This is a genomic window from Selenomonas sp. KH1T6 (assembly GCF_900108415.1).
GTDB lineage: Bacteria > Bacillota > Negativicutes > Selenomonadales > Selenomonadaceae > Selenomonas_B > Selenomonas_B ruminantium_A.
Genome location: NZ_FNWN01000002.1, coordinates 179,987 through 205,902, shown reverse-complemented (window position 1 = coordinate 205,902; position 25,916 = coordinate 179,987). Strand labels below are relative to the sequence as shown.

At 55.3% G+C, this 25,916-nt stretch carries 21 protein-coding genes, 6 tRNA genes and 1 other annotated feature; all 27 genes read right to left on the bottom strand.

The window, feature by feature from the left end; translation table 11 throughout:
* Window positions 1–135: 135 nt before the first annotated feature.
* Window positions 136–212 (bottom strand) — tRNA-Pro (locus BLW59_RS02435).
* Between the two features lie 153 nt (window positions 213–365).
* Window positions 366–833, bottom strand: coding sequence for a chemotaxis protein CheX (locus BLW59_RS02430; RefSeq protein WP_029545172.1), 468 nt, complete (start codon window positions 831–833; stop codon window positions 366–368).
* 4 nt (window positions 834–837) lie between these two features.
* Window positions 838–1,701 carry a response regulator gene (locus tag BLW59_RS02425; protein WP_029545174.1) on the bottom strand — a complete coding sequence of 288 codons (864 nt, stop codon included), beginning with the start codon at window positions 1,699–1,701 and terminating at the stop codon, window positions 838–840.
* A 217-nt stretch (window positions 1,702–1,918) separates the two neighbouring features.
* The gene (rpoC, locus tag BLW59_RS02420; protein WP_074695824.1) at window positions 1,919–5,902 is read right to left on the bottom strand and encodes a DNA-directed RNA polymerase subunit beta'; all 3,984 of its coding nucleotides are present in this window, start codon (window positions 5,900–5,902) and stop codon (window positions 1,919–1,921) included.
* 18 nt (window positions 5,903–5,920) lie between these two features.
* Window positions 5,921–9,649, bottom strand: coding sequence for a DNA-directed RNA polymerase subunit beta (rpoB, locus tag BLW59_RS02415; RefSeq protein WP_074695823.1), 3,729 nt, complete (start codon window positions 9,647–9,649; stop codon window positions 5,921–5,923).
* Between the two features lie 357 nt (window positions 9,650–10,006).
* Window positions 10,007–10,378 (bottom strand): 50S ribosomal protein L7/L12, encoded by a 372-nt coding sequence (gene rplL / locus BLW59_RS02410; RefSeq protein ID WP_029545201.1) that lies wholly within the window; start codon window positions 10,376–10,378, stop codon window positions 10,007–10,009.
* A 99-nt stretch (window positions 10,379–10,477) separates the two neighbouring features.
* Entirely contained in the window at window positions 10,478–11,014 is a 537-nt protein-coding gene (gene rplJ, locus BLW59_RS02405; RefSeq protein WP_029545202.1) for a 50S ribosomal protein L10, read from the bottom strand.
* A 33-nt stretch (window positions 11,015–11,047) separates the two neighbouring features.
* Window positions 11,048–11,185: a sequence feature (ribosomal protein L10 leader region), on the bottom strand.
* A 44-nt stretch (window positions 11,186–11,229) separates the two neighbouring features.
* Window positions 11,230–11,910 (bottom strand): 50S ribosomal protein L1, encoded by a 681-nt coding sequence (rplA, locus tag BLW59_RS02400; protein WP_029545204.1) that lies wholly within the window; start codon window positions 11,908–11,910, stop codon window positions 11,230–11,232.
* Window positions 11,911–11,974: 64 nt separating this feature from the next.
* Window positions 11,975–12,400 carry a 50S ribosomal protein L11 gene (gene rplK / locus BLW59_RS02395; RefSeq protein WP_029545206.1) on the bottom strand — a complete coding sequence of 142 codons (426 nt, stop codon included), beginning with the start codon at window positions 12,398–12,400 and terminating at the stop codon, window positions 11,975–11,977.
* 42 nt (window positions 12,401–12,442) lie between these two features.
* Window positions 12,443–12,997, bottom strand: a complete 555-nt coding sequence (nusG, locus tag BLW59_RS02390; RefSeq protein WP_029545208.1) for a transcription termination/antitermination protein NusG — start codon at window positions 12,995–12,997, stop codon at window positions 12,443–12,445.
* Window positions 12,998–13,013: 16 nt separating this feature from the next.
* Window positions 13,014–13,187: a preprotein translocase subunit SecE gene (gene secE / locus BLW59_RS02385; RefSeq protein WP_072004164.1), complete on the bottom strand. Its 174-nt coding sequence runs from the start codon at window positions 13,185–13,187 to the stop codon at window positions 13,014–13,016.
* 30 nt (window positions 13,188–13,217) lie between these two features.
* Window positions 13,218–13,367 (bottom strand): 50S ribosomal protein L33, encoded by a 150-nt coding sequence (rpmG, locus tag BLW59_RS02380; protein ID WP_029545211.1) that lies wholly within the window; start codon window positions 13,365–13,367, stop codon window positions 13,218–13,220.
* Between the two features lie 191 nt (window positions 13,368–13,558).
* Window positions 13,559–13,635: transfer RNA gene (locus BLW59_RS02375), tRNA-Met, on the bottom strand.
* An 8-nt stretch (window positions 13,636–13,643) separates the two neighbouring features.
* Window positions 13,644–13,719, bottom strand: a tRNA-Thr gene (locus BLW59_RS02370).
* Between the two features lie 43 nt (window positions 13,720–13,762).
* A tRNA-Thr gene (locus BLW59_RS02365) sits at window positions 13,763–13,838 on the bottom strand.
* Between the two features lie 11 nt (window positions 13,839–13,849).
* A tRNA-Met gene (locus BLW59_RS02360) sits at window positions 13,850–13,925 on the bottom strand.
* Between the two features lie 25 nt (window positions 13,926–13,950).
* Window positions 13,951–14,026: transfer RNA gene (locus BLW59_RS02355), tRNA-Met, on the bottom strand.
* Between the two features lie 188 nt (window positions 14,027–14,214).
* On the bottom strand, window positions 14,215–15,483 hold the full coding sequence (gene pfp, locus BLW59_RS02350; RefSeq protein ID WP_074695822.1) for a diphosphate--fructose-6-phosphate 1-phosphotransferase: 1,269 nt from the start codon (window positions 15,481–15,483) through the stop codon (window positions 14,215–14,217).
* Between the two features lie 191 nt (window positions 15,484–15,674).
* The gene (locus BLW59_RS02345) at window positions 15,675–16,805 is read right to left on the bottom strand and encodes a sodium ion-translocating decarboxylase subunit beta (RefSeq protein WP_074695821.1); all 1,131 of its coding nucleotides are present in this window, start codon (window positions 16,803–16,805) and stop codon (window positions 15,675–15,677) included.
* Window positions 16,806–16,821: 16 nt separating this feature from the next.
* Window positions 16,822–17,181: an OadG family protein gene (locus BLW59_RS02340; RefSeq protein ID WP_029545217.1), complete on the bottom strand. Its 360-nt coding sequence runs from the start codon at window positions 17,179–17,181 to the stop codon at window positions 16,822–16,824.
* Window positions 17,182–17,297: 116 nt separating this feature from the next.
* Window positions 17,298–18,092, bottom strand: a complete 795-nt coding sequence (locus tag BLW59_RS02335) for a sirohydrochlorin cobaltochelatase (protein WP_074695820.1) — start codon at window positions 18,090–18,092, stop codon at window positions 17,298–17,300.
* Window positions 18,092–19,444, bottom strand: a complete 1,353-nt coding sequence (glmM, locus tag BLW59_RS02330) for a phosphoglucosamine mutase (RefSeq protein WP_029545220.1) — start codon at window positions 19,442–19,444, stop codon at window positions 18,092–18,094. Before glmM ends, BLW59_RS02335 begins: the two co-directional genes overlap by 1 nt.
* 46 nt (window positions 19,445–19,490) lie before the next feature.
* Window positions 19,491–21,107 carry an FAD-dependent protein gene (locus BLW59_RS02325; RefSeq protein ID WP_074695818.1) on the bottom strand — a complete coding sequence of 539 codons (1,617 nt, stop codon included), beginning with the start codon at window positions 21,105–21,107 and terminating at the stop codon, window positions 19,491–19,493.
* A gap of 28 nt (window positions 21,108–21,135) precedes the next feature.
* Window positions 21,136–22,086, bottom strand: a complete 951-nt coding sequence (locus BLW59_RS02320; RefSeq protein WP_074695816.1) for a YbbR-like domain-containing protein — start codon at window positions 22,084–22,086, stop codon at window positions 21,136–21,138.
* The gene (cdaA, locus tag BLW59_RS02315; protein WP_074695814.1) at window positions 22,083–22,922 is read right to left on the bottom strand and encodes a diadenylate cyclase CdaA; all 840 of its coding nucleotides are present in this window, start codon (window positions 22,920–22,922) and stop codon (window positions 22,083–22,085) included. The genes BLW59_RS02320 and cdaA overlap by 4 nt, the downstream gene beginning before the upstream one ends.
* A gap of 206 nt (window positions 22,923–23,128) precedes the next feature.
* A complete protein-coding gene (locus BLW59_RS02310; RefSeq protein WP_029545227.1) occupies window positions 23,129–24,154 on the bottom strand; it encodes a branched-chain amino acid aminotransferase in 1,026 nt (341 codons plus the stop codon).
* Window positions 24,155–24,276: 122 nt separating this feature from the next.
* A complete protein-coding gene (locus BLW59_RS02305) occupies window positions 24,277–25,902 on the bottom strand; it encodes an NAD(P)H-hydrate dehydratase (protein ID WP_081348339.1) in 1,626 nt (541 codons plus the stop codon).
* Between the last annotated feature and the right edge of the window lie 14 nt (window positions 25,903–25,916).

Below are 25,916 nucleotides of genomic sequence, written 5' to 3'. Positions count from 1 at the left end.
TTTTTACATATACTACCAGAAATCAATCAAAATGTCAACAATGTTTAGACTGTTTCGCCTACAATAAAACCTTCCCCTTTGGGGAATGCAACAAAAAAGGCTCTGCACTAAGTGCAGAGCCTTAACCATTCATAATGGTCGGAGCGGCGGGATTTGAACCCACGGCCTCTTCCACCCCAAGGAAGCGCGCTACCAAACTGCGCTACGCCCCGACGACATGGATTATTATAGCAGTGTCCCCCACCAGTGTCAACAGGTAAATTTACTTTTTCTGCACTTTTTTGAAAAAATTTCTGTTGCCACAGAAAAAGCCCTCCTGCGAAGGCATCAGCCCTACTGTGCAGGAAGGCATTTCATGTTTTGCATCAGTTGTTCTGGTCTACAGCAATATCCAGTTCCACAATGTGGCCGCCTAAATCCATTTCCACCGTAAGGTACTGGGCATCGCTGATCTTCACCTGGAAATTCTTGCCAATGGACAGAGATGGCGTGGAGATATCCACCTCAAAGCCCATGCCCGTGAGATTGGTGGCTGCATTGGCCGTGAGCATATTGCTCATCTCAGAGATGGCACTCTGAGCCATGGCATCGAACTCTGCCACAGGCATGCCCATCATCATGGTGGAGGCAATGTACTTTGCCGTCTCCTCTTCCATATTGTATACTACATTGCCGCGAATCTGCTTGGTAAAGCCCACCACCACGGATACCCCCAGGCCCACGGCATTCTGGTCCCGGACGTAGAGTTTGGCCCTTTTGGGCTCAGGGAAGCCAATCTGGGGCATGACGGTGGTAAATGCGTCAACGAAAGGATTAACTAATTTTGCGTCCATACTATCATTCTCCTTCCGCAAAGCCAATATTCATCTTGATATCGCCAATACGGGTCTTGGCAACCACACGGAAGGTTGTGAGCTTGGGACTGGCTATGCGGATGTCCACACCGCAGATGGTGCCCGGCGGTGTGATGCGCATTTCCTTGTCCTTGAATACATCATTGATATTGGAAACACCTCTGCCCACAATGATATTGGCTGCTTCCTCCACAGATTCGCTGGCTTCATCATCGCCAACGCTTTCCGCTCCCTCTTCTTCCAGCATGACCATGGCGAACTTCCTCATGGTCTCTGCTTCCATATAGACAATAGCCCTGCCGCTGGGATAGCCTGTAAGGCCGATGATGACTGCCACCCCGGAAACCTCCAGGAAGCGCCTATCGTCCAGCTCAAGCTCCACTTCGCTGTGAACTCCTATGAGGCTGAAGAGCCCCTGCTGGAGGGCACGCATAAATGGTTTTGCGTAAGATTCCCGAAGCACTGCCACCTTCCCTGCCTTGTTCTGGCAGAGAATCATCAGCGTATCCAAAAGTTCGTTGGGACTTACCGGCTTCTGTAAGAAAGCGCTTATGCCTACCTCACGTCCCCTGGCCACCAGGCTGGCATCTTTCATGGCGCTGATCATGACAATCTTGGCCTCAGGGTCTAAGGCGTGAATGCGCCTGGAGCACTCGATGCCGTCAGCGTCCGGTAGGTTCATATCCATGGTAACCACGGCTGGATTGTATTCCTCGTACATCTTCACCGCTTCCGCGGCATCTCTGGCCATCGCTACCACTTCAAAGTTAGTCTTGGCCAGGGTTCTTTCCAGCATGGCCCGACTGACCTTGGAATCATCGACGACCATTACTTTCACTTTCTCCACAAAGGCTCACCTACTTCTTTATGAATCTGCATTGGCTATGCTACTTCTCAGCAATATTTTAAAGTACATTTCGCTACCAGAAGCCAAAATCCCTGCCTGTAGAAATAAAATTTCTCTGAGTAAATTTTCTCAAGTACTTTTTCTCATAAAAGCAGAAAAATGCCCCCGGAAAACTAGCCTTTCCAGGGGCAATAAATCATCTATGCAATTTCTCTGCTCAGGCAGTAGTTACATCTGTTTCCTCAGCAGCCTCCTCCGGCTTCGGGTCGTTGTCCACAACCTTCAGGCCGCGGTAACGGCTCATGCCGGTACCGGCAGGGATGAGCTTGCCGATGATGACGTTCTCCTTGAGGCCGATGAGCGGATCCACCTTGCCCTTGATGGCAGCATCCGTGAGAACACGGGTGGTCTCCTGGAAGGAAGCCGCTGACAGGAAGGAATCCGTAGCCAAAGAAGCCTTGGTGATACCGAGGAGGATGGGCTTGGCCACTGCGGGCTCGCCGCCTTCCTCGATAGCCTTGGTGTTGGCAGTCTCGAAGGAGTTGATGTCGATGTACTCGCCAGGCAGGAAGTCCGTAGTGCCGGACTCCTCAATCTTCACCTTGTGGAGCATCTGGCGCACCATGACCTCGATGTGCTTGTCGTTGATCTCAACGCCCTGGGACTTGTACACTTTCTGTACTTCGTAAACCAGGTAGCGCTGGGTGGCCTGGAGGCCGCAGACACGCAGGATGTCATGGGGGTTCACGGAACCCTCGGTGATCTTGTCACCAGGCTTCATGTGCATGCCCTGCTTAGCTGCCATGCGGGCGCCATAAGGCACGGCGTACTCGCGTGCCTCGCCTTCAGCAGGCACGATGGTAACCTTGCGCATGCCCTTGCCGTTGTCCTCCACCTGGGCATCGCCTTCGATTTCAGCAATAATGGCATGATGCTTGGGCTTGCGGGCCTCGAAGAGCTCCTCGACACGGGGAAGACCCTGGGTGATATCGTCACCGGCCACGCCGCCGGAGTGGAATGTACGCATGGTAAGCTGAGTACCAGGCTCGCCGATGGACTGGGCTGCGATAATACCAACAGCCTCGCCAATCTCGACCTCGCTCTGGTTAGCCAGGTCACGGCCATAGCACTTCATGCAGACGCCGAACTGAGACTTACAGGTCAGCACGCTGCGGATGGAAACGGTCTTGCGGACCTTCTCAATGCGCTTGGCCAGGTCCTCATCCACGCTGTCGTTGACGGAAGCAATGCGCTCGCCGGTTTCAGGATCGTCAATGTCCTCAGCCAGCACACGGCCCACGATACGCTCTGCCAGAGACTCGATGACACCATCGCCTTCCATGATAGCCTCAACCTCAATGCCGCGGACGTTGTTGTCGCGGACATGGAGCTCCTTGGCATCGGAAGCCATGATGGTCTCGAAGATCTCCTCGGTAAGGTGCTCACCGGCAGGCAGCACTACGCTGCCGTCCAGGGCCAGCACATCACGGGTGATTTCCTTGCCGTTCATCTCGTGGATCATGGTCTCACGAGCCTTCTTGCGGGCAACCTCATCAGGCTCGCCCAAAGTTATGGGCTCGGTGATCATGGCATTGCTGATGGCAGCCTCGGAAGCCAGGGAGGAACCGCGTACCATGATTTCGCGGATTTCCTTCTCGCCGATGAGGGTAAGCTCTTCCTCGGACAGGATGGTGTCGCGCTTCAGCAGCACTTCCTTGGTCTCAGGATCAAGCACATCAGCCCCCAGCAGACGGCCCATGAGGCTGTCGTTGAGGATTTCCAGCGCGTCAAAAGTGGACTCAGAAAGGCGGGCACGAGCCTGAACCAGGTTCAGGGTGGAAACGTCACAGTCCTCCTCACGGACGATGACATCCTGTGCCACGTCAACCAGACGACGGGTCAGATAACCGGAGTCTGCCGTACGCAGTGCGGTATCTGCCAGACCCTTGCGGGCGCCGTGAGAAGAAATGAAGTAATCGGATACGGACAGACCCTCGCGGAAGTTTGCCGTGATGGGCAGGTCGATGATCTTACCGGAAGGATCGGCCATGAGGCCGCGCATGCCTGCCAGCTGACGCATCTGCTGCTTGTTACCACGGGCGCCGGAGTCAGCCATCATGAAGATGGGGTTGAAGGCGTCCATGTTGTCCATCATGGCATCTGCCACGTCATCAGTGGTCTTGGACCAGAGGCCCACTACCTTGCGGTAGCGCTCGTCCTCAGTGATAAGGCCGCGGGCGAACTGACGCTCCACATTGTTGACCACTTTCTGGGTATCTGCAATCAGGGTCTTCTTCTGGGGCGGCACGATGACGTCGGAAATAGCCACCGTCATGCCTGCCACGCAGGCGTAGTGATAACCCAGGTTCTTGACGTTATCGATTACCTCAGCGGTCTTGGTAGCACCGAAGTGGTTATAGCAGTTAGCCACCAGCTTGCCCAGCTGCTTCTTCTTCATGCCCTCGCCCAGGATCCACTGGCCGGTTTCCTTGTCCTTATGATACTGGCGCAGTTCCTCAGGCAGGATCTCATTGAAGATCATGCGGCCCAGGGAGGTCTTGACCAGCCCCTTGTCACCCAAACGGGCCTGGATCTCAGCCTGCAGGTCAAGCTCATGCTGCTGGTAAGCCAGCAGGGCCTCGGCAATGCCGGTGACCACCTTGCCCTCGCCCTTGGCGCCGGGACGCAGGATGGTCAGATAGTAGCAACCCAGCACCATGTCCTGGGTGGGAACGATGATAGGCTTGCCATCCTTGGGAGCCAGGATATGGTTGGCTGCCAGCATGAGGATGCGGGCCTCAGTCTGAGCTTCGGCAGACAGCGGCAAATGGATAGCCATCTGGTCACCGTCGAAGTCAGCGTTGTATGCAGTACAAGCCAGAGGATGGAGTTTCAGGGCGCGGCCCTCGGTGAGCACCGGCTCAAAGGCCTGGATACCCAAGCGGTGCAGAGTCGGGGCGCGGTTCAGGAGCACAGGATGCTCTTTGATGACATCCTCCAGCACATCCCAAACCTCAGGACGTGCCCTCTCCACCATGCGCTTGGCAGACTTGATATTGTGAGCGGCACCAGAAGCCACCAGCTTCTTCATGACGAAGGGCTTGAAGAGCTCCAAAGCCATCTCCTTGGGCAGGCCGCACTGATGGAGCTTCAGCTCCGGGCCTACCACGATAACGGAACGGCCGGAATAATCAACGCGCTTGCCCAGGAGGTTCTGACGGAAGCGGCCCTGCTTGCCCTTCAGCATATCGGAGAGGGACTTCAGGGGACGGTTGCCAGGACCCGTGACGGGACGGCCGCGGCGGCCGTTGTCAATCAGGGCATCCACAGCCTCCTGCAACATGCGCTTCTCGTTGCGGACAATGATATCCGGAGCACCAAGATCCAGCAGGCGCTTCAGGCGGTTGTTGCGGTTGATGACGCGGCGGTAAAGGTCATTGAGGTCAGAAGTGGCGAAGCGGCCGCCATCCAGCTGCACCATGGGGCGCAGCTCGGGCGGAATAACCGGTACCACATCCAGAATCATCCAGCTGGGCTTGTTGCCGGACTTGCGGAAAGCCTCAACAACTTCCAGACGGCGGATGGCACGGATTTTCTTCTGGCCGGAGGTAGTGCGCACTTCCTTGCGGAGCTGCACGCTCATCTTCTCCAGATCCAGCTCATCGAGAAGCTCCTTGATGGCCTCGGCGCCCATGCCCACACGGAAGGTGCGGCCATACTTGTCGAGGGCATCGTGGTATTCCTTCTCAGAAAGCAGGCTCTTCTTGGCCAGCTCAGTCTCACCGGCATCCAGCACGATATAGTAGGCAAAGTAGAGGACTTTCTCCAGAGCACGAGGGGAAATATCCAAGATAAGGCCCATGCGGCTGGGAATGCCCTTGAAGTACCAGATATGGGACACGGGAGCAGCCAGCTCAATATGGCCCATGCGCTCACGGCGCACCTTGGCGCGGGTAACCTCCACGCCGCAGCGGTCGCAGACGATGCCCTTGTAACGGATGCGCTTGTACTTGCCGCAATGGCACTCCCAGTCACGGGTAGGTCCAAAGATGCGTTCGCAGAACAGACCATCGCGCTCGGGCTTCAGCGTGCGGTAGTTGATGGTCTCCGGCTTCTTGACCTCTCCGTGGGACCACTCGCGGATCTTATCCGGGGAAGCAAGGCCTATGCGCATCGAATCAAAACTATTTACATCCAGCAAAGAGATGACACTCCCTTCTTATTCCTCGCCTTCGCCGTTATCCATGTCGGTTTCTTCCATCATGCTGCCAATGTCAGCAATGATGCCTTCGGAAATCTCTTCCGGATCAACCTGCTCATCATCCGAGGAAGCTCCTTCATCGTAGGAATCAGCGCCTGCGCTGGGCACAGGAGCGCCTTCCTTGTTGGGGTCAACCCCAGCCACATCCAGATCCAGCTTTTTGGCTGTCTCATTGATATCTTCATCGTCATCATCAGTGATTTCGATTTCCTTGGCATCCTCATTGAGCACCTTGATGTCCAGGCCAATGGACTGGAGCTCCTTGATAAGCACCTTGAAGGACTCAGGCACACCAGACTCAGGGATATTCTCGCCCTTCACGATGGACTCGTAAGCCTTCACGCGGCCCACCACGTCATCGGACTTGACCGTGAGGATTTCCTGGAGGGTGTAAGCTGCACCGTAAGCCTCCAGTGCCCAAACCTCCATCTCGCCGAAGCGCTGGCCGCCGAACTGGGCCTTGCCGCCCAAGGGCTGCTGAGTAACCAGGGAGTACGGGCCAGTGGAACGGGCATGAATCTTATCGTCAACCAGATGGTGAAGCTTCAGCATGTACACGCAGCCCACGGTGACGCGGTTCTCGAAAGGCTCACCGGTACGGCCGTCATAGAGGATGGTCTTGCCATCTTCAGGCAGGCCGGAAGCCTTGATGGTGCCAAATACATCAGCATCACCGGCGCCGTCAAAGACCGGGGTAGCGATATGGATGCCTGCCACATCGGGCTTAGGCATGCCGTTCTTGTCAAAGTCATAGCCTGCAGCCCGGAGCCGACTCTCCACTGTGGGGTCGCCAGCCTTGATCTGCATGCCCAGATTGCGGCAGGCCATGCCCAGATGAGTCTCCAGCACCTGCCCGATGTTCATACGGGAAGGCACGCCCAGGGGGTTCAGCATGATATCAACGGGAGTGCCGTCCGGCAGGAAGGGCATATCCTCCTGACGCATGATGCGGGACACGACACCCTTGTTGCCGTGACGACCGGACATCTTGTCACCCACGGAAATCTTGCGCTTCTGGGCGATGTAGACACGCACCAGGCGGTTCACGCCGGGGGGCAGTTCGTCGTTGTTGTCGCGGCTGAAGACCTTCACATCCACAATCTTGCCTGCCTCGCCATGGGGCACACGCAGGGAAGTATCGCGAACCTCGCGGGCCTTCTCACCGAAGATGGCGCGCAGGAGGCGCTCCTCTGCGGTCAGCTCAGTCTCTCCCTTGGGAGTGACCTTGCCCACCAGGATATCGCCAGGACGCACATCAGCGCCAATGGAGATGATACCTTCATCATCCAGATCCTTCAGAGCTTCCTCAGCCACATTGGGGATATCCCGGGTAATTTCCTCGGGGCCAAGCTTGGTGTCACGGGCATCGCACTCATATTCCTCGATGTGGATGGAGGTATAGAGGTCGCGCTTGATGAGGTTCTCGGACAGGAGGATAGCATCCTCGTAGTTGTAGCCTTCCCAGGGCATGTAGGCAACGATGATGTTGTAGCCCAGGGCCAGCTCGCCGTGGTCAGTAGCAGGACCGTCAGCGATGGGCTGCTTCTCGAAGACCTTGTCTCCCTTGTAGACAATCGGCAGCTGGTTGATGCAGGTGCCCTGGTTGGAACGCAGAAACTTCTGCAGCTTGTAACGGTCACGGTCGCCGTTTTCCGTACGAATGACAATGTGGTCAGCGGAAACTTCCTCAACCGTGCCTGCACGCCTGGCCAGAATCATGACGCCGGAGTCGCAGGCTGCCTTGTACTCCATGCCGGTACCTACCAGAGGTGCCTGGGTACGGAGGAGAGGCACAGCCTGACGCTGCATGTTCGCACCCATGAGGGCACGGTTGGCGTCATCGTTCTCCAGGAAGGGAATCATGGCCGTAGCGATGGAGAACACCTGACGGGGGCTCACGTCCATGTAGTCAACGGTATCGCGGCCATGGAGACCGGTTTCCTCGTTGTAACGGGCAGTGACGCGCTCGTTGACAAACCACTCGTTGTCATCCAAAGGCTCGTTGGCCTGAGCAATGACCAGCTCGTCCTCCTCGTCAGCAGTAAGGTAACGGACATCGTCGGTCACGCGATGGTTCTCCTTATCCACGCGGCGGTAAGGAGTCTCCATGAAACCGAACTGATTTACGCGGGCATAGGTAGCCAGGGAGCCGATCAGACCGATGTTAGGTCCTTCAGGAGACTCAACCGGGCACATACGGCCGTAATGGGAGTTGTGAACGTCGCGGACCTCGAAACCTGCGCGCTCACGGGACAGACCGCCGGGGCCAAGGGCCGAGAGGCGGCGCTTATGGGTGAGCTCGGACAGGGGGTTATGCTGGTCCATGAACTGGGACAGCTGGGAGGAACCGAAGAATTCCTTCACGGCAGCCACCACAGGACGGATATTGATAAGGGCCTGGGGCGTGATGACATCCACATCCTGGATGGTCATGCGCTCGCGCACCACGCGCTCCATGCGGGAAAGACCGATGCGGAACTGATTCTGCAGCAGCTCGCCCACCGCACGGACACGGCGGTTGCCCAGATGGTCGATGTCATCAGTGGCGCCCACCTCATCCATCAGATTCAGCAGGTAGTTGATGGATGCCATGATGTCGTTGCGGGTAATCGTACGGTCATGCATCTCCAGAGTCGGAGAGCACAGGAGCTTCATCTTCGTGCCATCCTTCTTCAGGAGGTACAGCTCGATGATGTTGCCCTCACCGAAGATCTCGCGCTCACGCTCTGCGCTGACAGCGTCCAGCATCTCCTCGGTGACAACTTCTTTGGCGGGAATGACAATCTCACCAGTAGACTGATCCACAATGGGCTCAGCCAGGACCCGGCCACGGATGCGGCGCTTCCAGCCCAGCTTCTTGGTGAGCTTGTAGCGGCCCACAGTAGCCAGGTCATAACGCTTGGGATCGAAGAACAAGGAATCCAAAAGCTGCTGAGCGTTGTCCTCATTGGCAGGCTCGCCGGGACGGAGACGCTTGTAAATCTCCACCACAGCCTTGCCCTGGCTCTTGACTTCCTCACCGTCACGCTCGATGGTGGCAGCAATACGAGGGTCATTGCCAAAGAGCTGGAGGATTTCCTGGTCAGAGGCAAAGCCCAAAGCCCGGATGAAATAAGTCACGGGCATCTTGCGGGTACGATCGATGCGGACAGATACGATATCATTGGTATCCGTCTCCAGCTCGATCCAGGCACCACGGTTAGGGATGACAGTAGCATTGTAGAGCTTCTTGCCGGTGGGATCGATCTCCTCGCCATAGTAAGCGCCGGGAGAACGAACCAGCTGGCTGACGATGACACGCTCTGCACCATTGATGATAAAGGTGCCAGTGTCGGTCATCAGGGGGAAATCCCCCATGAAAACTTCCTGCTCCTTGATTTCGCCGGTCTCACGGTTGATGAGACGCACATTGACGCGCAGGGGCGCAGCCCAGGTCACGTCACGCTCTTTGCACTCATCGAGGTCATACTTAGGCTCTCCCATAGAAAAGCTTTCAAAGGAGAGTACGAGATTTCCGGAGAAATCCTGAATTGGAGAAATGTCACGGAAGATTTCCTGCAGCCCCTCATCCAGGAACCACTTGTAGCTCGCCCGCTGGATATCCAGCAGGTGAGGCATTTCCATGACTTCCTTGATTCTGGCGTAGCTATACCTGGTTCTTTTGCCCACCGGCACAGGATTAAACATTAAATCCTTCACCCCTTAGCCTGATTTTAACTAAATTACTTCTTGAACGATAGGAATGTAGAAAGAACGCAAAGAAAACACGGAAAGAATGAATCAGAAAAAAAAACAAGGCATCAATCAAAATCACACCTTGCTTCCAGTCCCTTTCCGCTTGCGCACAGTTATCCCTATTCAATTTCCTGTAGTTTATAACTTTATCATAAGGATGCCCCTTTGTCAAGGGGCGAATTTTCTTCATGACAAAAAATTCAGTTTCATATATTAAGGAAGCTTCTCAAGCAAAAAAGCCGTGAGGCTGTGGACGGTAGTCCACTTCCTCACAGCTTTAAAATGACTTGCTTATGCAGTCAAACTGAATTACTTCAGCTCAACAGTAGCGCCAGCCTCTTCGAGCTTAGCCTTGAGCTCCTCAGCCTCAGCCTTGGCAACGTTCTCCTTGACAGCAGCAGGAGCGCCATCAACGAGAGCCTTAGCTTCCTTCAGGCCGAGGCCGGTAGCCTCACGAACAGCCTTGATAACGTTGATCTTCTTGTCGCCAGCGGAAGCGAGCATAACGGTGAACTCGCTCTTCTCCTCAGCAGCAGCGCCAGCAGCAGCACCGCCAACAGCAGCAACAGCAACAGGAGCAGCAGCGCTAACGCCGAACTTCTCCTCCATAGCCTTAACGAGCTCGGACAGCTCCAGGACAGTCATGTTCTCAATGGCTTCCATGATTTCTTCTTTAGTCATTTTAATATACCTCCATAATCTTTCTTTTAATTTCTTTCTTATTGAATGGCACTTGCGGTGCCAGCGGCGAAGCATTTATCTTCGTCATGCAGTTCCGTCTTAGGCAGACTCTTTCTGAGCGCGAACAGCCTCAAGCACATAGACGGCCTTGCGGATAACGCCCTGCAGCACATTGACAGTGTTGGCAATAGGAGCGTTCATGCTGCCAAGAGCCTTGGCGATGAGTTCCTCGCGGCTGGGCAGGGATGCCAGGGCCTTGACTTCGTTTGCGTCAATGACCTTGCCCTCAACCATACCGACCTTGACGGTCAGGACCTCAGTGTCTTCCAGCTTGTTCTTCTTGATGAAGTCGCAGATGACCTTGGCAGGAGCCACGGCATCATCAGCGAAAGCGAAAGCAGTGGTGCCCTCGAGATGCTCGGAGAGACCCTCGATACCAGCCTCCTCAGCAGCGAAACGGAGCATGGTGTTCTTCACAACATGATAGGTCACGCCAGCCTCGCGCAGAGTGCGACGAAGCTCGGTATCCTGGGCAACAGTAAGGCCTTTGTAGCCGGTGAGCACAACACCCTTAGCGGTGGTGAGCTGCTCTTTGAGCTCAGCTACGATTGCCTCTTTCTTTGCATTTACAGCCATTGTCTGGTTGCACCTCCTTCTTTTTTTATTATTAAAGCCTGTAAAAAACCTCCGGCTGACACCAGCCGGAGGCATAATTTTCAAATTCATGTGCTCCGGCCTCGGCAGGCGGCTTGCGCCGTTAGATGATGGGATCAAACCTGCTGTCTACAGCCATCGATATACAGTTGTCAGGGTGCCATAAGGCGCCCCTGAGGCCGGAGCCTCGCTGATTCTTAAAGCTGAACCGGCACGCCGGGGCCCATAGTAGCGCTCACAGTGATGGAGCGGATGTACTGGCCCTTGGCAGCAGCGGGCTTCACGCGAATCAGTGTATCAATCAGGGCCTGGAAGTTCTGCTGAAGCTTCTCAGCGTCGAAAGATGCCTTGCCGATGGGGCAATGCACGTTACCGGCCTTATCGGTGCGGTATTCGACTTTACCTGCTTTAATCTCGGAAATTGCCTTTGCAAGATCCATGGTAACCGTACCCAGCTTCGGGTTCGGCATGAGGCCGCGGGGACCCAGGACCTTACCAAGACGACCGACGGTGCCCATCATATCCGGAGTAGCAACGGCCACGTCGAAATCGAGCCAGCCACCCTGGATCTTCTGCACGATCTCATCGGAACCGACGAAATCTGCACCAGCCTCTTCGGCCTCCTTAACCTTCTCGCCCTTTGCAAAGACGAGGACGCGCTTGCTCTTGCCCGTACCATGGGGAAGAACCATTGCGCCGCGGACCTGCTGATCAGCGTACTTGGGGTCAACGCCGAGACGGACATGGAGCTCGATGGTCTCATCGAACTTAGCCGTAGCGGTCTTCTTGACCAGTTCCATAGCCTCAGCAGCCGTGTAGACCTTGCCAGCCTCGATGAGCTTGCAAGCGTCCTGGTATTTCTTACCAGCTTTAGCCATTTTTCATTCTCCTATCATCGTGGTGATAACGGTGTCTGCCTCCCACGAGGCACGAAATCATTGCTTAGTCAACAATCTCGATGCCCATGCTGCGGGCAGTACCCTCGATCATGCGGGTAGCAGCCTCGATATCAGCAGCGTTGAGGTCTTTCATCTTGCTCTCAGCAATCTCCTGTGCCTTGGCACGGGGCAGCTTGGCAACCTTGTTCTTGTTAGGCTCGCCAGAGGCCTTTTCAATGCCAGCAGCCTTCTTCAGAAGCACTGCAGCCGGCGGAGTCTTAGTGATGAACGTGAAGGATCTATCCTCAAAAACCGTGATCTCAACCGGGATAATAAGGCCGGCCTGAGTCTTGGTCCTCTCGTTGAATTCCTTACAGAAGCCCATGATGTTAACGCCTGCCTGACCAAGTGCCGGACCTACCGGAGGAGCCGGATTAGCCTTGCCTGCCATAACCTGGAGCTTGACAATCTTTGCAACTTTCTTTGCCATCTTCAAAACACCTCCTCAAAAGGAAATAATCTACAACTACAATCAGATTTCTTCAACCTGCTTGTAATCGAGTTCAATCGGAGTCTCCTCCACCAGCACCTTCAGACGGCACTTCTCAGTATCAATGGAAGTAATCGTCCCGGTGTAGTTTTCAAAGACGCCCGAATTGATGCGAACTACATCCCCTACCTCGAAATCGAGTTCAGGTTTGAGCTTCGTCTCGTCCGTGGACTTCAGGATACGCTGTGCCTCAGCATCAGTAAGCGGTATCGGGTGCTTTTCAGAGCCGACAAAGCCGGTGACACCAGTAGTATTGCGCACAACATACCAGGAACGCTCATCGACAATCATGTCAACCAGCACATATCCAGGGAAGACTTTATGCGGAACGACTTTCTTCTGGCCGTTCTCCTTGATTTCAACTTCCTCTTCCACAGGAACCACCACATTGAAAATCATCTTTTCCATGCCGGCGGTGTGGATCAGGCGCTCAAGGTTGGCCTTTACTTTGTTCTCGTAGCCGGAGTAGGTATGAATCACATACCAGGCCCTGCCAGGATTGTCCTTGTGCAGGTCCAGCTCGTCCTTATCTGCCATGCTTAATTCACCCAGCTTACCTTAAAATGATGTGGAACAATCTTGCGAAGAACGTATCGCAAATCCAGATCAGGGCACATACCACTGCAACCGCGATGCCAACGACACCAGTATAAGTGGCGAGTTCCTTCTTCGTGGACCAGGACACTTTTTTCATTTCGGCGATTACTTCGTCTATGAACTTCTTCACGAGTTTCACATCCTCCTGCCCTTACTGCAATTACTTCGTTTCCTTGTGGACCGTGTGCTTCTTGCAGAACTTGCAGTACTTATTGAACTCCAGACGATCCGGGTTGTTCTTCTTGTTCTTGTTGGTACGGTAGTTGCGGCTCTTGCACTCCGTGCACTCCAAGGTAATATTGTTGCGCATCTCTTCTTACACCCCTTACGCTTTGGACTCTTTGACGCCCCTTCTTGCAGACGTCACTAATATAATTTAGCACAGAAGCCCTGGCGTGTCAACAGTAAAACCTTGACACCCTTAAGGATTTTCCTCAGGAAATTTCCATAAATTTCCAGGGCATAAAATAAAGCCCCTCGAAAGGGACTCTTTTTTACAAATGGTGGCGGCACAGAGACTTGAACTCCGGACACTGCGGGTATGAACCGCATGCTCTAGCCAGCTGAGCTATGCCGCCAATATATATGGAGCTGATGACCAGGATTGAACTGGTGACCTTATCCTTACCAAGGATACGCTCTGCCGACTGAGCTACATCAGCATTCCAGCACTACCGCTTTTCTGCGACAGCCAGAATAAAAAAATGGAGCTGATGACCAGGATTGAACTGGTGACCTTATCCTTACCAAGGATACGCTCTGCCGACTGAGCTACATCAGCATTCCAAACATTGGTTGCGGGGACAGGACTTGAACCTGTGACCTTCGGGTTATGAGCCCGACGAGCTACCGACTGCTCCACCCCGCGATGAGTGAAATGGAAAAATCATAATTGGTTGCGGGAACAGGACTTGAACCTGTGACCTTCGGGTTATGAGCCCGACGAGCTACCGACTGCTCCATCCCGCGATTATCTTGCCTTGGCTTCGGCTCTTGCGCCTCAGCACCGGCTGACAAGATAGTATTATAGATTATCCTTCTCCTCACGTCAACCCCCTTTTTGAAAAAAATGCAAAAAACTTTTGAGCGCGTAAAGAAACAGCCCGGCAGGTCTAAAATCCCTGCCAGGCTGCCGTATTTGCTTCTATAAATTTCGCTTAGCCTTCTACTGTAGGAGTGCCCTCAAAGAGGTATGCATAGCGTGCCTTGAATTCCTCCTGGGTCATGTGGTAGGCATTGGCCAAGCCCGGATCTTCAAGATCCCCTTCCTCAAGCCTCATCATGAAGCCACGGGCAATCTGATAGTGCACAGACCCAATGTTCACCTTGCGGACTGCCGTCTTGCCCGTCTCAGGATCCTTGATATCCTCGAAGTACATGGGCACGGACTTGTTGTCCTGAATGGTGATCAGGGCGCCGCTGCCGCCTTCCTTAAGGAAGCTGACTGCCGAGAAGCCCAGCTGGCGGGCATAGTCGATATCGTAAGCAATGGGCGCGGTGCAGCGGAGCTCGTAGCCGATTTCCTTATCAATGATGGACACCTTGATGCCCAGTTTCTTGACCTCAGCCAGAACAGCCTGCTTGATGATTTCACCAAAGTCCAGCTCGCTGTAGCGGATATGGCCATGCTCGTCTTTCACTACCTGGCCCAGCTTGTCGAAGTCCTCCGGGGCAATCTTTTCGATGACGCCCTCGGCAATGACTGCCACGCCGTAGTTCTTGCCGGTGAGATAGCGCTTCACCAGAGAACCGGTCAGGATATCCACCACCTGCTGCAGGGGAATCTTTTCCTGGGGGAATTCCTCCGGAATGATGGTGATGGCTGCTCCAGCGCTGCGGCCCATCCCCAGAGCCAGATGGCCTGCGGTACGGCCCATGGCGATGGTGAAGTACCAGCGGTTGTTGGAAGTGCGGGCATCTTCCATGAGATTCTCTATCTCAGTGGTGCCGAAAGCTCTGGCCGTCTCGAAACCAAAGGTGGGCACGCCTTCAGGCAGCGGCAGGTCGTTATCAATGGTCTTGGGCACATGCACCACATTGATGGTGCGCCCTGCCCGGCGGGCATAGTCGGAAACTGCAGCAGAGCTGTAGGCCGTGTCGTCGCCGCCGATGGTCACCAGATGGGTGACGCCCAGCTCCGTCAAAGTCTCAACCACCGTGCGGAGGTCTGATTCCTTTTTCGTGGGATTGAAGCGGGACATCTTCAGGATGCAGCCGCCAGTAAGATGGATGCGGCTGATATTCTTCGGCTCCAGGCGGATGTAGTTCTTCTCGCCACGGGCCAGGCGGGAGAAACCGTCGTAGATGCCCAGCACATCCCAGCCCTGGCGGTGAGCTTCATTCACCACTCCGGAAATAACGCTGTTGATGCCAGGGGCAGGCCCGCCGCCGCAAACAATAGCAATGACATTTTTGATCCCGATCATAACAAAAACCCCCTCCAAAACTTGAGCTGCAATTATTGCTGCGAATAGTAGTACAGCTCCCAAAAACCTTCCAGCTTACGCTGACAATAATAGTGTTTCGACTTTTTTCAAAGAATTCCTGCTTGATTGTTATTTTTTTACAAAAAAAGTCTTGGACTCCCTGAAGAATCCAAGACTTTCATGCATTTTTGTTATTTCAGCATAGCCAGCATGGTACCAGCGGCCACTGCCGTACCAATGACGCCGGCCACGTTGGGGCCCATGGCGTGCATCAGCAGGTAGTTGCCTGGCTTGGCCTTCATGCCCACCATCTGGCTGACACGGGCAGCCATAGGCACAGCGGAAACGCCAGCGGAACCAATCAGCGGATTGATCTTCCAGCCGGAGAGACGGCACATGATCTTGCCGAAGAGGACGCCGCCTGCGGTGCCGGCAGCGAAGGCCACGAGACCCAGGCAGATAATCAGCAGGGTCTGGGGCACCAGGAAGCTCTCAGCGCTCATGGTCATGCCCGTACCGGTAGCCAGGAAGATGGTGACGATGTTGCACAGGGAGTTCTGGGCCGTATCGGAGAGACGGTCAGTAACACCAGACTCGCGGAACAGGTTGCCCAGCATCAGCATGCCCAGGAGAGCCGCAATGGGCGGCAGCAGCAGGCTGATGAGGATGGTAGCCACGATGGGGAACATCACCCGCTCGAACTTCGTCACAGGACGAAGCTGCTCCATCTGCACCTCACGCTCTTTCTGGGAGGTGAGGAGCTTCATGATAGGCGGCTGGATCAGCGGCACCAGGGACATATAGGAGTAAGCTGCCACGGCAATAGCGCCTAAGAGGTGCGGAGCCATCTGAATGGACAGGTAGATAGCCGTGGGGCCGTCAGCACCACCGATGATGCCAATGGCGCCTGCTTCCTGCACGTTGAAGCCCAGCAGCATGGCACCTACCAGAGCCACGAACACGCCAATCTGGGCAGCTGCTCCCAGGAGGAGCACCACCGGGCGGGCCAGCAGCGGACCGAAGTCAGTCATGGCGCCGATGCCCAGGAAGATCAGCGGCGGGAAAATCTCATTGGCAATACCGTAATGGATAGCCTGCATAAGACCCGGCTCTTCCAGGAAGCCCGTGCCCGGGAAGTTGGCCAGGATACAGCCAAAGGCGATAGGTCCCAGGAGCAGAGGCTCAAATTCCTTCACGAAGGCCATGTAGAGGAGCACCAGGCCTACGCCAATCATGATGGCATGCCCGCCAGTAAAGGTGGCAAAGCCGCTCCCTGTCCAGACAGATTGCAGGGAGACTACGAAAGCATTGAATAATTCCATCTATATCCCTCCCTGCTCAAACCGTGCGGTCCATGCCCATGGTGCGGCCGGACTGCTTCCAGCCGTTGCGGTCAACAGGCCTGATGGCCTTGACGGCGCCGGGACCGTAGCCAAGACTGGCAACTGCCGCTGCTATCACCGCTACTACCTCGGGGGTAAGGCCTTCTTCCTTTACAGGCTCTGGCGCAGCTTTCACTACGGGAGCCGGAGCAGGAGCGGGGGCCGGAGCCTCCTCTGCAGGCTTGGCCTTGGGCTTGGTAGGATCGAAGTAGTGGATAAGATTGATGACTACTCCCAGGGCGATCAGAACCAGGAACACCACCGTCATGTTGATGAGCATGATGATGAACGGGTTAGTCGTAACCGGTTGTGACATGAAATCACCTCATTATAATGTATTTGATGAAACCATAGAAATTCCCATTTGTGTATTATACAACAATCAGGGAAAATATCAAAATATTTTATGAGAATATAACTAATAGCTATTGGCTATTCGCTTCCCACCAGCTTCAAGGCCTTGGCAAGGTAGAGCTTGCGGAAGGCCGGGTATTCTGCCAGACCTCTGAGCTCCGTCCTGACCTCAAGACCTGCGGACTTCAGGCGGGAGAGCCAGGAACCAGCTCCCTCTCCTGCCATATCCTCATGGACATGGAGGCCGCCTGACAGAAGCAGCGGGGCCAGAAGCACCTTTTTTGTGCCTTTTTTCTGCAAGCGTGCCAGCACCATGTCAAAGTTGGGCGTATCGCTTTCCTCCAGCACGCCAATATGAACGGGAAGGTCCTGCCTGTCCGCCCTCTCCTGCAGTTTCTCATAAACGGGATTGTGCTGATGGGGTGAACCGTGGCCCAACAGGACCAAATCTTCCCCATCTTCAAGATGATAGGCAGAAAATACAGCCGCCAGGCCTGACGCAAAATCATCCTGCCCGGGCTTTTCCTGATAGAAAAGAGGCTCGCCGATTTTCAGCAGTTCAAAGCTGCCGCGGAACTCCTCTGCAGCCTCAATGACCTTATGATTATATTCTTCACCCGGCGTGAAATGGGTTGGCTGCAGGAATACCTTCTGAAAGCCCTCCTGCCTGAGCCCTGCCAGGCATTCTGCCAGAGAAGGAATGATTATCCCATCTTTCAGAAGTTTCTTCCTGATGAAAACGGAGGTATAAGCCTGCCGGATTTCCATATCAGGCAGGGCCTCCCCCATTTCCATTGCCAGTTTCTCAAGCCCCAAGGCACGGGCCTCACGGCCCGCCACCCCAAAGCTCACCAGCACTAAGGCCGCATCCATCAGCCCTGCTCCGCCTTCACCACATCGGCAATGCGGTTGCAGATATCATCCAGCTGCTCCTGATCCGGGCCCTCAGCCATAACGCGAATCAGCGGCTCCGTACCGGAGGGGCGCACCAGAATGCGGCCTTCAGCCCCCAGCTCCGCCTCGCCTGCAGCAATGGCAGCCTTGATGTTCTCGTTCTCCTCCCAGCCTTCCTTGGTAGCCACTTTCACATTCAGCAGCAGCTGGGGATAGGTGGTCATGAGAGCGGTCAGCTCAGAAGCCTTGCGGCCGCTGCGCTTCAGGGACTTGAGCACCTGCAGGGCAGTGATGAGGCCGTCGCCAGTTGTGGTGTATTCAGTGAAAATGATGTGTCCTGACTGCTCGCCGCCAATCTTGTAGCCGTTCTTCAGCATGTTTTCCAGCACATAGCGGTCACCCACCTTGGTGATCTCCGCACGGCCGCCAGCAGCCTTGATGGCCTTGTGGAAACCGATGTTGGCCATCACCGTGGTCACGACAGTCTTGTAAGGCAGCGTGCCGCTCTTGATCATATCCGTGGCGCACATGATGAGGATATGGTCGCCATCGATGATCTCGCCCTTCTCGTCCACGCAAAGGCAGCGGTCAGCGTCGCCGTCATTGGCAATACCAAGATCTGCACCATACTCCACTACGGCCTTCTGCAGGGACTCCATGTGAGTGGAGCCGCAGCCATCATTGATGTTGATGCCATTGGGCAGAGCGTGGATAACCTTCACCTTGGCTCCCAACTGGCGCAGGATCTGGGGCATAGCCTCGAAAGAAGCACCGTTGGCGCAGTCCAGCACGATCTTCATGCCATCCAGGCGCTCCTCACAGGTGCTCAGCACAAAGTCTATATACTGGTTCAGAAGGTCCTTGCGTGCCTCCAGATGTCCGATACGGCTGCCCTTGGCACGGTACAGGTCATCATTTTCCTCCAGCTGATGCACAATGGCCTCCAGCTCGTCTTCCACGGAATCCGGCAGCTTGTAGCCATCCCCGCCGAAGAACTTGATGCCGTTGTCATGGAAAGGATTGTGGGAGGCAGAGATCACGATGCCTGCCTTGGCGCGATGCTTGCGGGCCAGATACGCAATGGCCGGCGTAGGAATGACTCCTGCCAGCATGGCACGGCCGCCAGCAGAGCAGATACCTGCCACCAAAGCGGCTTCCAGCATTTCCCCGGAGAGGCGGGTATCGCGGCCAATGATGATGAGAGGCTGCTCCTCCTCACTGTCCTTGCCAAAATAGAGCGTAGCAGCACGGCCCAGGCGGTAAGCCATCTCCGGCAGCAAAGTCACATTTGCTTCCCCCCGGACGCCGTCCGTGCCAAACAGTCTTGCCATAATATAAATCCCCCTAATAGCTTTTAAAAATTAAATCATAACTCATTTAGTATGCCACAGAAGCAGTGAGAAATGCAAGGGCTGCCTTCATGCCGTCTACGGCAGCACTCATGATGCCCCCGGCGTAGCCTGCCCCTTCCCCCATGGGATAAAGCCCTGGCGTTCCCTCAGCCATCATATTTTCCCTGTCCCGCACAATGCGGCAGGGAGCAGAAGAACGGGACTCAATGCCCGTCATCACCGCCCCCGGGTCAGCAAAGCCTGGTATCTTCCTGTCAAAATACGGCAATGCCCCCGCCAAAGTCTTGGTGATGAACTCAGGCAGGCAGTCATGCAGATCAGCCGTCTTTACCCCCGGACGATAAGTAGGTGAAGTCAGGAATGACTGAGCCCCCACAGAACCCGAGAGAAAGTCCCCCACGGTCTGCACGGGAGCCTTGTAGTCCCTGCCCCCCAGGTCAAAGGCCAGGTGCTCCAGCTTTTCCTGCAGGGCCATGCCGGAGAGCACTTCCCTGCCGAAATCCTCCGGCCCCACCTGCACCAGCAGGGCGCTGTTGGCAATGCCCGAATCCCGGGCGAAATTGCTCATGCCATTGGTGACAACACCCTCCTTTTCGGAAGTGGCCGCCACCACCAGTCCCCCGGGGCACATGCAGAAAGAGTATGCTCCCCTGCCCGTCACCGGGTCCTTGTAGGTCAGGGCATAATCTGCCACAGGCAGGCGGGGATGCCCCGCATCTTCTCCATACTGGGCCCTGTCGATAAACTCCTGGGGGTGCTCTATTCTCACCCCCATGGCAAAGGGCTTGGCTTCCATCTTCAAGCCTCTTGAAAGAAGCATGCGGTAAGTGTCACGGGCAGAATGGCCGATGCCAAAGAAGGCTGCCTGGCAGGGTATGCGCTCCTCGCTCCCCACAATCAGGGCAGCCAGTTCCCCTCCCGGGGCAAGCTCCAAATCCGTCACCTGGGCACCAAAGCGCACCTGCCCCCCCAGGGAAATGATTTCCTGCCTGATATTCCTGACAATGCCCCGCAAAAGATCCGTGCCGATATGAGGCTTATGGAGATAGCGTATCTCCTCCGGAGCACCAGCCCTGATAAAAGCCTCAATGATTTCTCCCATCAAGGGGTCATTTATGCGGGTGGTGAGCTTGCCATCGGAAAAGGTGCCTGCGCCTCCCTCACCGAACTGCACATTGGACTGAAGCTTCAGCCCGCCCCCTTGCCAGAAAGATTCAATATCTTTGGTGCGGGTATCGACATCCGCTCCCCGCTCCAGCACCAAAGGCCGATAACCTGCCCTGGCCAAGGTCAGCGCCGCAAACATGCCTGCGGGACCAAAGCCCACCACTGCAGGAGGCAGCTCTCCCTGCCCGGGAGCAGGAAAATTCCTTTCAGTCAGGGGCTGAGGCACTATGATTTCCAGATTCTTGTCCTTTTTCAGCTTGCCCCTGAGCTTCTTTTCATGGGCAGGTGCTATTTCTACATCCAGCATATAGGTGAACTGGATGGGAGCCCCACGATAGCGGCGGGCATCTATGGCCTTACGCACAATTACCACCCCAAGCACAGCCTGGGGTGGTAATCCGAGACGCTTAGCCACAAGGACGGACAGGTCCGCCTCCTCAGTGAGAGGCACCTGCATATTCTTGATTCTAAGCAATGTTATCTTCACTCCATCTTGTATTGACTTACTGACTCTTCTCCGGCTCATCGGCCTTCCTGATTTCCAGATAAACAGTAACCTCCTTGTTGGTCACTGTGACGCCTTCGGGAAGTTTCAGCTGCACCTTCCTGCTGGTGGATTTGCCCAAATCTGCCAGATTGACAGGCTCCGTATCCACAGAAGTGATCTGGGCCAGGGTTTCCTCAGGTCCTGCAATCTCAATCTTCACCGGGTCCACCTTCACTCCGGACAGCACCAGTCCCCGATGCATCTCCCCTACAGTGACAGCCTTGATATTGACTACTTTCTTAGTCAGTCCCCGGGCCAGCTGCACATCTGCCTGCACGGAGGAAGGCCGCACCGTAACGCCGCTTACCTCCCTGCCGTCTGCATTGATGGGCGTGAGAGGCACCTGGAGGGTGAAATCTGTGCCATTGCCGGAGAGGCCCACATAGCCTATCACCCGGCTTACCTCATCCAGCAGGGACTTGGGCCCCTCCACGCTGACCACGCTGGCAGTCTGAGTGACCCTGGCCACAGTAGTACCTGGAGCTGTAGCTCCCGTGACAATGAGCTCTGCCTTGAACTGGCGGCTCTCAATCTTATCCAAAGTCACTTCCACAGTCTCCGGCTGCACTTCCACTAACTCAAAGCCCTGCGGCATATTGGTATGCACCCGGTAAGCCTTCCTGCCGTCACTGGCACTATCCAAGTCCACATAGGCCTCAAAATCATCTTCTGTAGCATTCACGAACATGGAGCGGGGGCCCCGCACCTTCAGCTTCACTGCTCCTGTTTCCTGGGACACCTTGTACCCCTCAGGAGCATTCATGATGGTAAGGGGCACAGAAAAGGTGCCCTCAATGGAAGGATTCTGGTCATTCATCACATAGCCCCAAAGCACCAGGGCTACCAGGAAGCAGAGTATCTTGGCAGCCAGATTGCGCCGCACCAGATTTTGCAAGCGTCCAATCATGACTTATTCCTCCAATTCCTGATCATATCCTTGAAGCCCGCTTCAGGAGCTACAAAGGCCGGCCGCAAGACCGCCTTGAGCCTGTCCATATCCAGGTGTCTCATGATATGGCCGTTCTCAGCCACAGAAACAGTCCCCGTTTCCTCACTGACCACTACAATCAGGGCATCGCACTGCTCAGAAAGACCAATAGCTGCCCGATGCCTGGTGCCCAGCTCCGTGGAAAGGCTGCGATTCTCCGTCAGGGGCAGCAGGCAGCCTGCTGCAATGAGCCTCTTTCCCCGAATCACTGCCGCCCCGTCATGCAGCGGCGTATTGGGAATAAACACATTCATGAGGAAATCAGAGGTGATCAGGCCGTCTATCTGTATGCCTGTGGCGCTGATATCATTGAGCCCCATATCCCGCTCAATAACCAGCAGGGCCCCTATCTTGTTGGTGGAAAGCACTTTTACCGCCTTGGCCAGCTCATTTACCACTGAACGGGCCTCATCATAATCCAGCGTAACCGAAGGGGCCAGAAACTTGCCCTGCCCCAGATGTTCCAGAGCACGCCGAAGTTCTGGCTGGAATACAATGGGCAAAGCCACAAAGAGCAGGGTCACGCTCTTCTGCAGGAGCCAGGACATGACATGCAGTTCCAGCCAGCTGCAGATGATGGTGATGCCCAAAAGCACCAGCACACCCTTCACCAGGGTAATGGCCCGGGTATCCTGGAGCATCTCATATACTTTATAAAGGATGACTGCCACAATGAAAATATCTACAGCATCAAGCACCGTAATGGTGGAGAGAATGCCATGGAATCCGCTGGGCAGGGAAAAATCTATAGGCATAACGTAAAACTCCCTATGTAAAATAGCACTAAAAATATTATAGCGCAATAAACCAAGTTTTGCCACCTTCAAACATTCCTATTTATAGGGCATTCTCTTTGACCAGACCAAAATCCTTCCTGTACACTCCTGGTGCACTATGAAAATTCAACGCACAAGAAAAGAGGACTGCCTCACAGCAGTCCTCAGACGCATTTCTATAAGATTTACTTGACTTCCCGAATCCAGCCCTCGGGTCCTTCGATGGTGCCCAGCTGGATGCCGCGCAGGGTATCGTAAAGCTTCTGGGTGACGGGGCCCATCTTCTCCATGCCGCTGGGGAATTCGATGGTCTCATCCTTCCCAACCACCTTGCCCACAGGGGAGATGACAGCTGCCGTACCGCAGAGGCCGCACTCAGCGAAATCCTTCAGCTCGGAGAACTTCACTGGGCGATGCTCCACCTTCATGCCCAGCATGTGCTCTGCCAGGTACACCAGAGAGCGGCGGGTGATGGAAGGCAGGATGCTGTCGGATTTCGGGGTTACCACCGTGCCATCTTTGGTGATGAAGAGGAAGTTGGCGCCACCGGTTTCCTCCACGTAAGTGCGGGTGGCAGAATCCAGGAACATATTCTCGTCAAAACCGTTGTGATGAGCCAGCACATAGGGATGGAGGCTCATGGCGTAATTGAGGCCTGCCTTGATATGGCCCGTGCCATGGGGCGCAGCCCGGTCAAAGTCGCTTACGCAGAGGGTGATGGGCTTGGCACCGCCTTTGAAGTACGGTCCCACAGGAGTGCCAAAGAGACGGAACTGATACTCCTCAGCCGGCTTCACACCAATGACCGGGCTGGAGGCGAACATATAGGGGCGCAGGTACAGGGAAGCATCAGAGCCGTAGGGAGGCACCCATTCCTTGTTGGCTGCCACTACCTGATCCACTGCTTCCAGGAACCTCTCCTTGGGGAAAGCAGGCATTTCCAGCCTTTTGGCTGAATCCACCATGCGCTCTGCATTGAGGTCAGGACGGAAAGTCACAATGCGTCCATCCTTGGTAGTGTAAGCCTTAAGGCCCTCGAAGACCTCCTGGCAGTACTGCAGGATACCTGCACATTCATTGAGGACAATATTGGCATCCTCGGTAAGCACGCCCTCGCCCCACTTGCCATCCTTGAAATTTGCCACATAGCGCTTGGATATCGTACGATAGCTGAAACCCAAATTCGACCAATCCACATCTGCCTTTGCCATACTAATGCCCCTTTTCTGCTAAGGACAGCCCGGAGTTTGCCGGGTCCCCCTATATATAAACTTGACTGATGTTTGTCCACCATTGGCGGAAATGTGAAACATCTTTATCTCATTGAATTATTTTAGGCTAGAAATGTAACATTGTCAATGCCTTTTGAGAACAAACGTCTTTCTATGTCCTTGATGCCCTTCTCCTTGCGCCAGTCCAGGAGTTCCCGGCGGGCCTGAGGCAGTTTTTCGATGATGTCACCTGCCAGCAGGCCTTCCCCCAGCACCTCATAGGCCAGGTCTCCTGCCCTGCCGTGAAGATACGTGCCCAGAAGCGGCATGAAATCCACCTCCGTCTGGGCCGCCAGGCCGGCAATGGTGCCTGCCAGCACATCACCAGTTCCGGCAGTGGCCATGCCAGGATTACCAAGTGTGGAGAAGAAAACCTCCCCTTCCGGATATGCCATCAGCGTACATTCGCCTTTGGCCACCAATACGGCCTTGCAGCCCTTGGCCAGCCGCTGGGCAGCCGGCACCAGATTCCCCCGGAGAGTCTCTGTCTCCACCCCCATCAGCCGCGCCATCTCCCCCAAATGAGGCGTGAGGATAGGGCGTTCCTTGCACTCTGCCAGCACCTCAGGCAGCCGTGCAAAGGCGAAGAGCGCATCTGCATCCAGCACCAGGCGGCAGGGAGTGCGGGTGGAGACAAGCCTCACAAACTCCATGGTCTCCGCAGCCCTTCCCAGTCCCGGCCCCATCAGCAGCACATCAGCCTTATTGGCCAGGGAAAGCACCACCTGCACAGCATCTTCGCCTCCCAAATACCCGGCTTCCGTTTCCGGCAGGGGACAGGTCATGATTTCCTGCACCTGCGCAGCCACTATGGGCTGCTGGCTCTGTGGCACTGCCAAAGTCACCAATCCTGCCCCAATGCGCAGGGCTGCTTTGGCTGCCATGACAGCCGCCCCGGTCATGCCGCGGGACCCGGCCACAATGAGAATGCGGCCACAGCTGCCCTTATGCACATCCCTGGCACGCTCCGGCAACAGGGAGGCCGCCAAATCCTTGTCCAGCATCTGCAAGGACATCTTATCCGAATCAAGCAGCTGGGAAGGCAGGCCAATATCATCCACTACCAACCTGCCCACATAATCTGCCCCCGGGGAGAGCAGCTGCCCCGGCTTGGGCAGGCCCAAAGAAAGGGTAGCCTGGGCTCTTACGGCTGCAGTCTGCACTGCCCCCGTATCTGCCGCCACCCCGCTGGGCATATCTATGGCCATGACAGGCCTTTCCGACTGATTGATTTCCTCAATCAGTTTCAAGGTCTTCTTCCTGAGCTCCCCCACAGCTCCGGTGCCCAGGATGCCATCCACTATACCCTCGGAAAATTTCAGGGCCATGTGGAACCTGTCCCAATCCCTGTCACCGTTCAGCTCGTGCAGTTCCATGCCCATCTTTTCCAAAATGGTGTACATGGCAGCAGCCGAAGGCTTCAGGTTGGCGTGCTCCCCGGCCAGGAAGACTCTCACCCTTGCCCCCTTATTGGCCAGGTGGCGGGCAGCAGACATGGCATCACCACCGTTGTTGCCGCTGCCGGCCACCACGCAGAGGCTCTTGCCCTGCACTCCTCCCAGCATCTCGATGGTCACTTCTGCTGACCTGCGGCCGGCGTTTTCCATGAGCACGATTTCAGGCAGGCTGTAACTGTCTGCCGCCTCCTTGTCTATCCTGTGCATATCTTCTATAAGTCCAAGCTTCATACCATTTCCTCCGC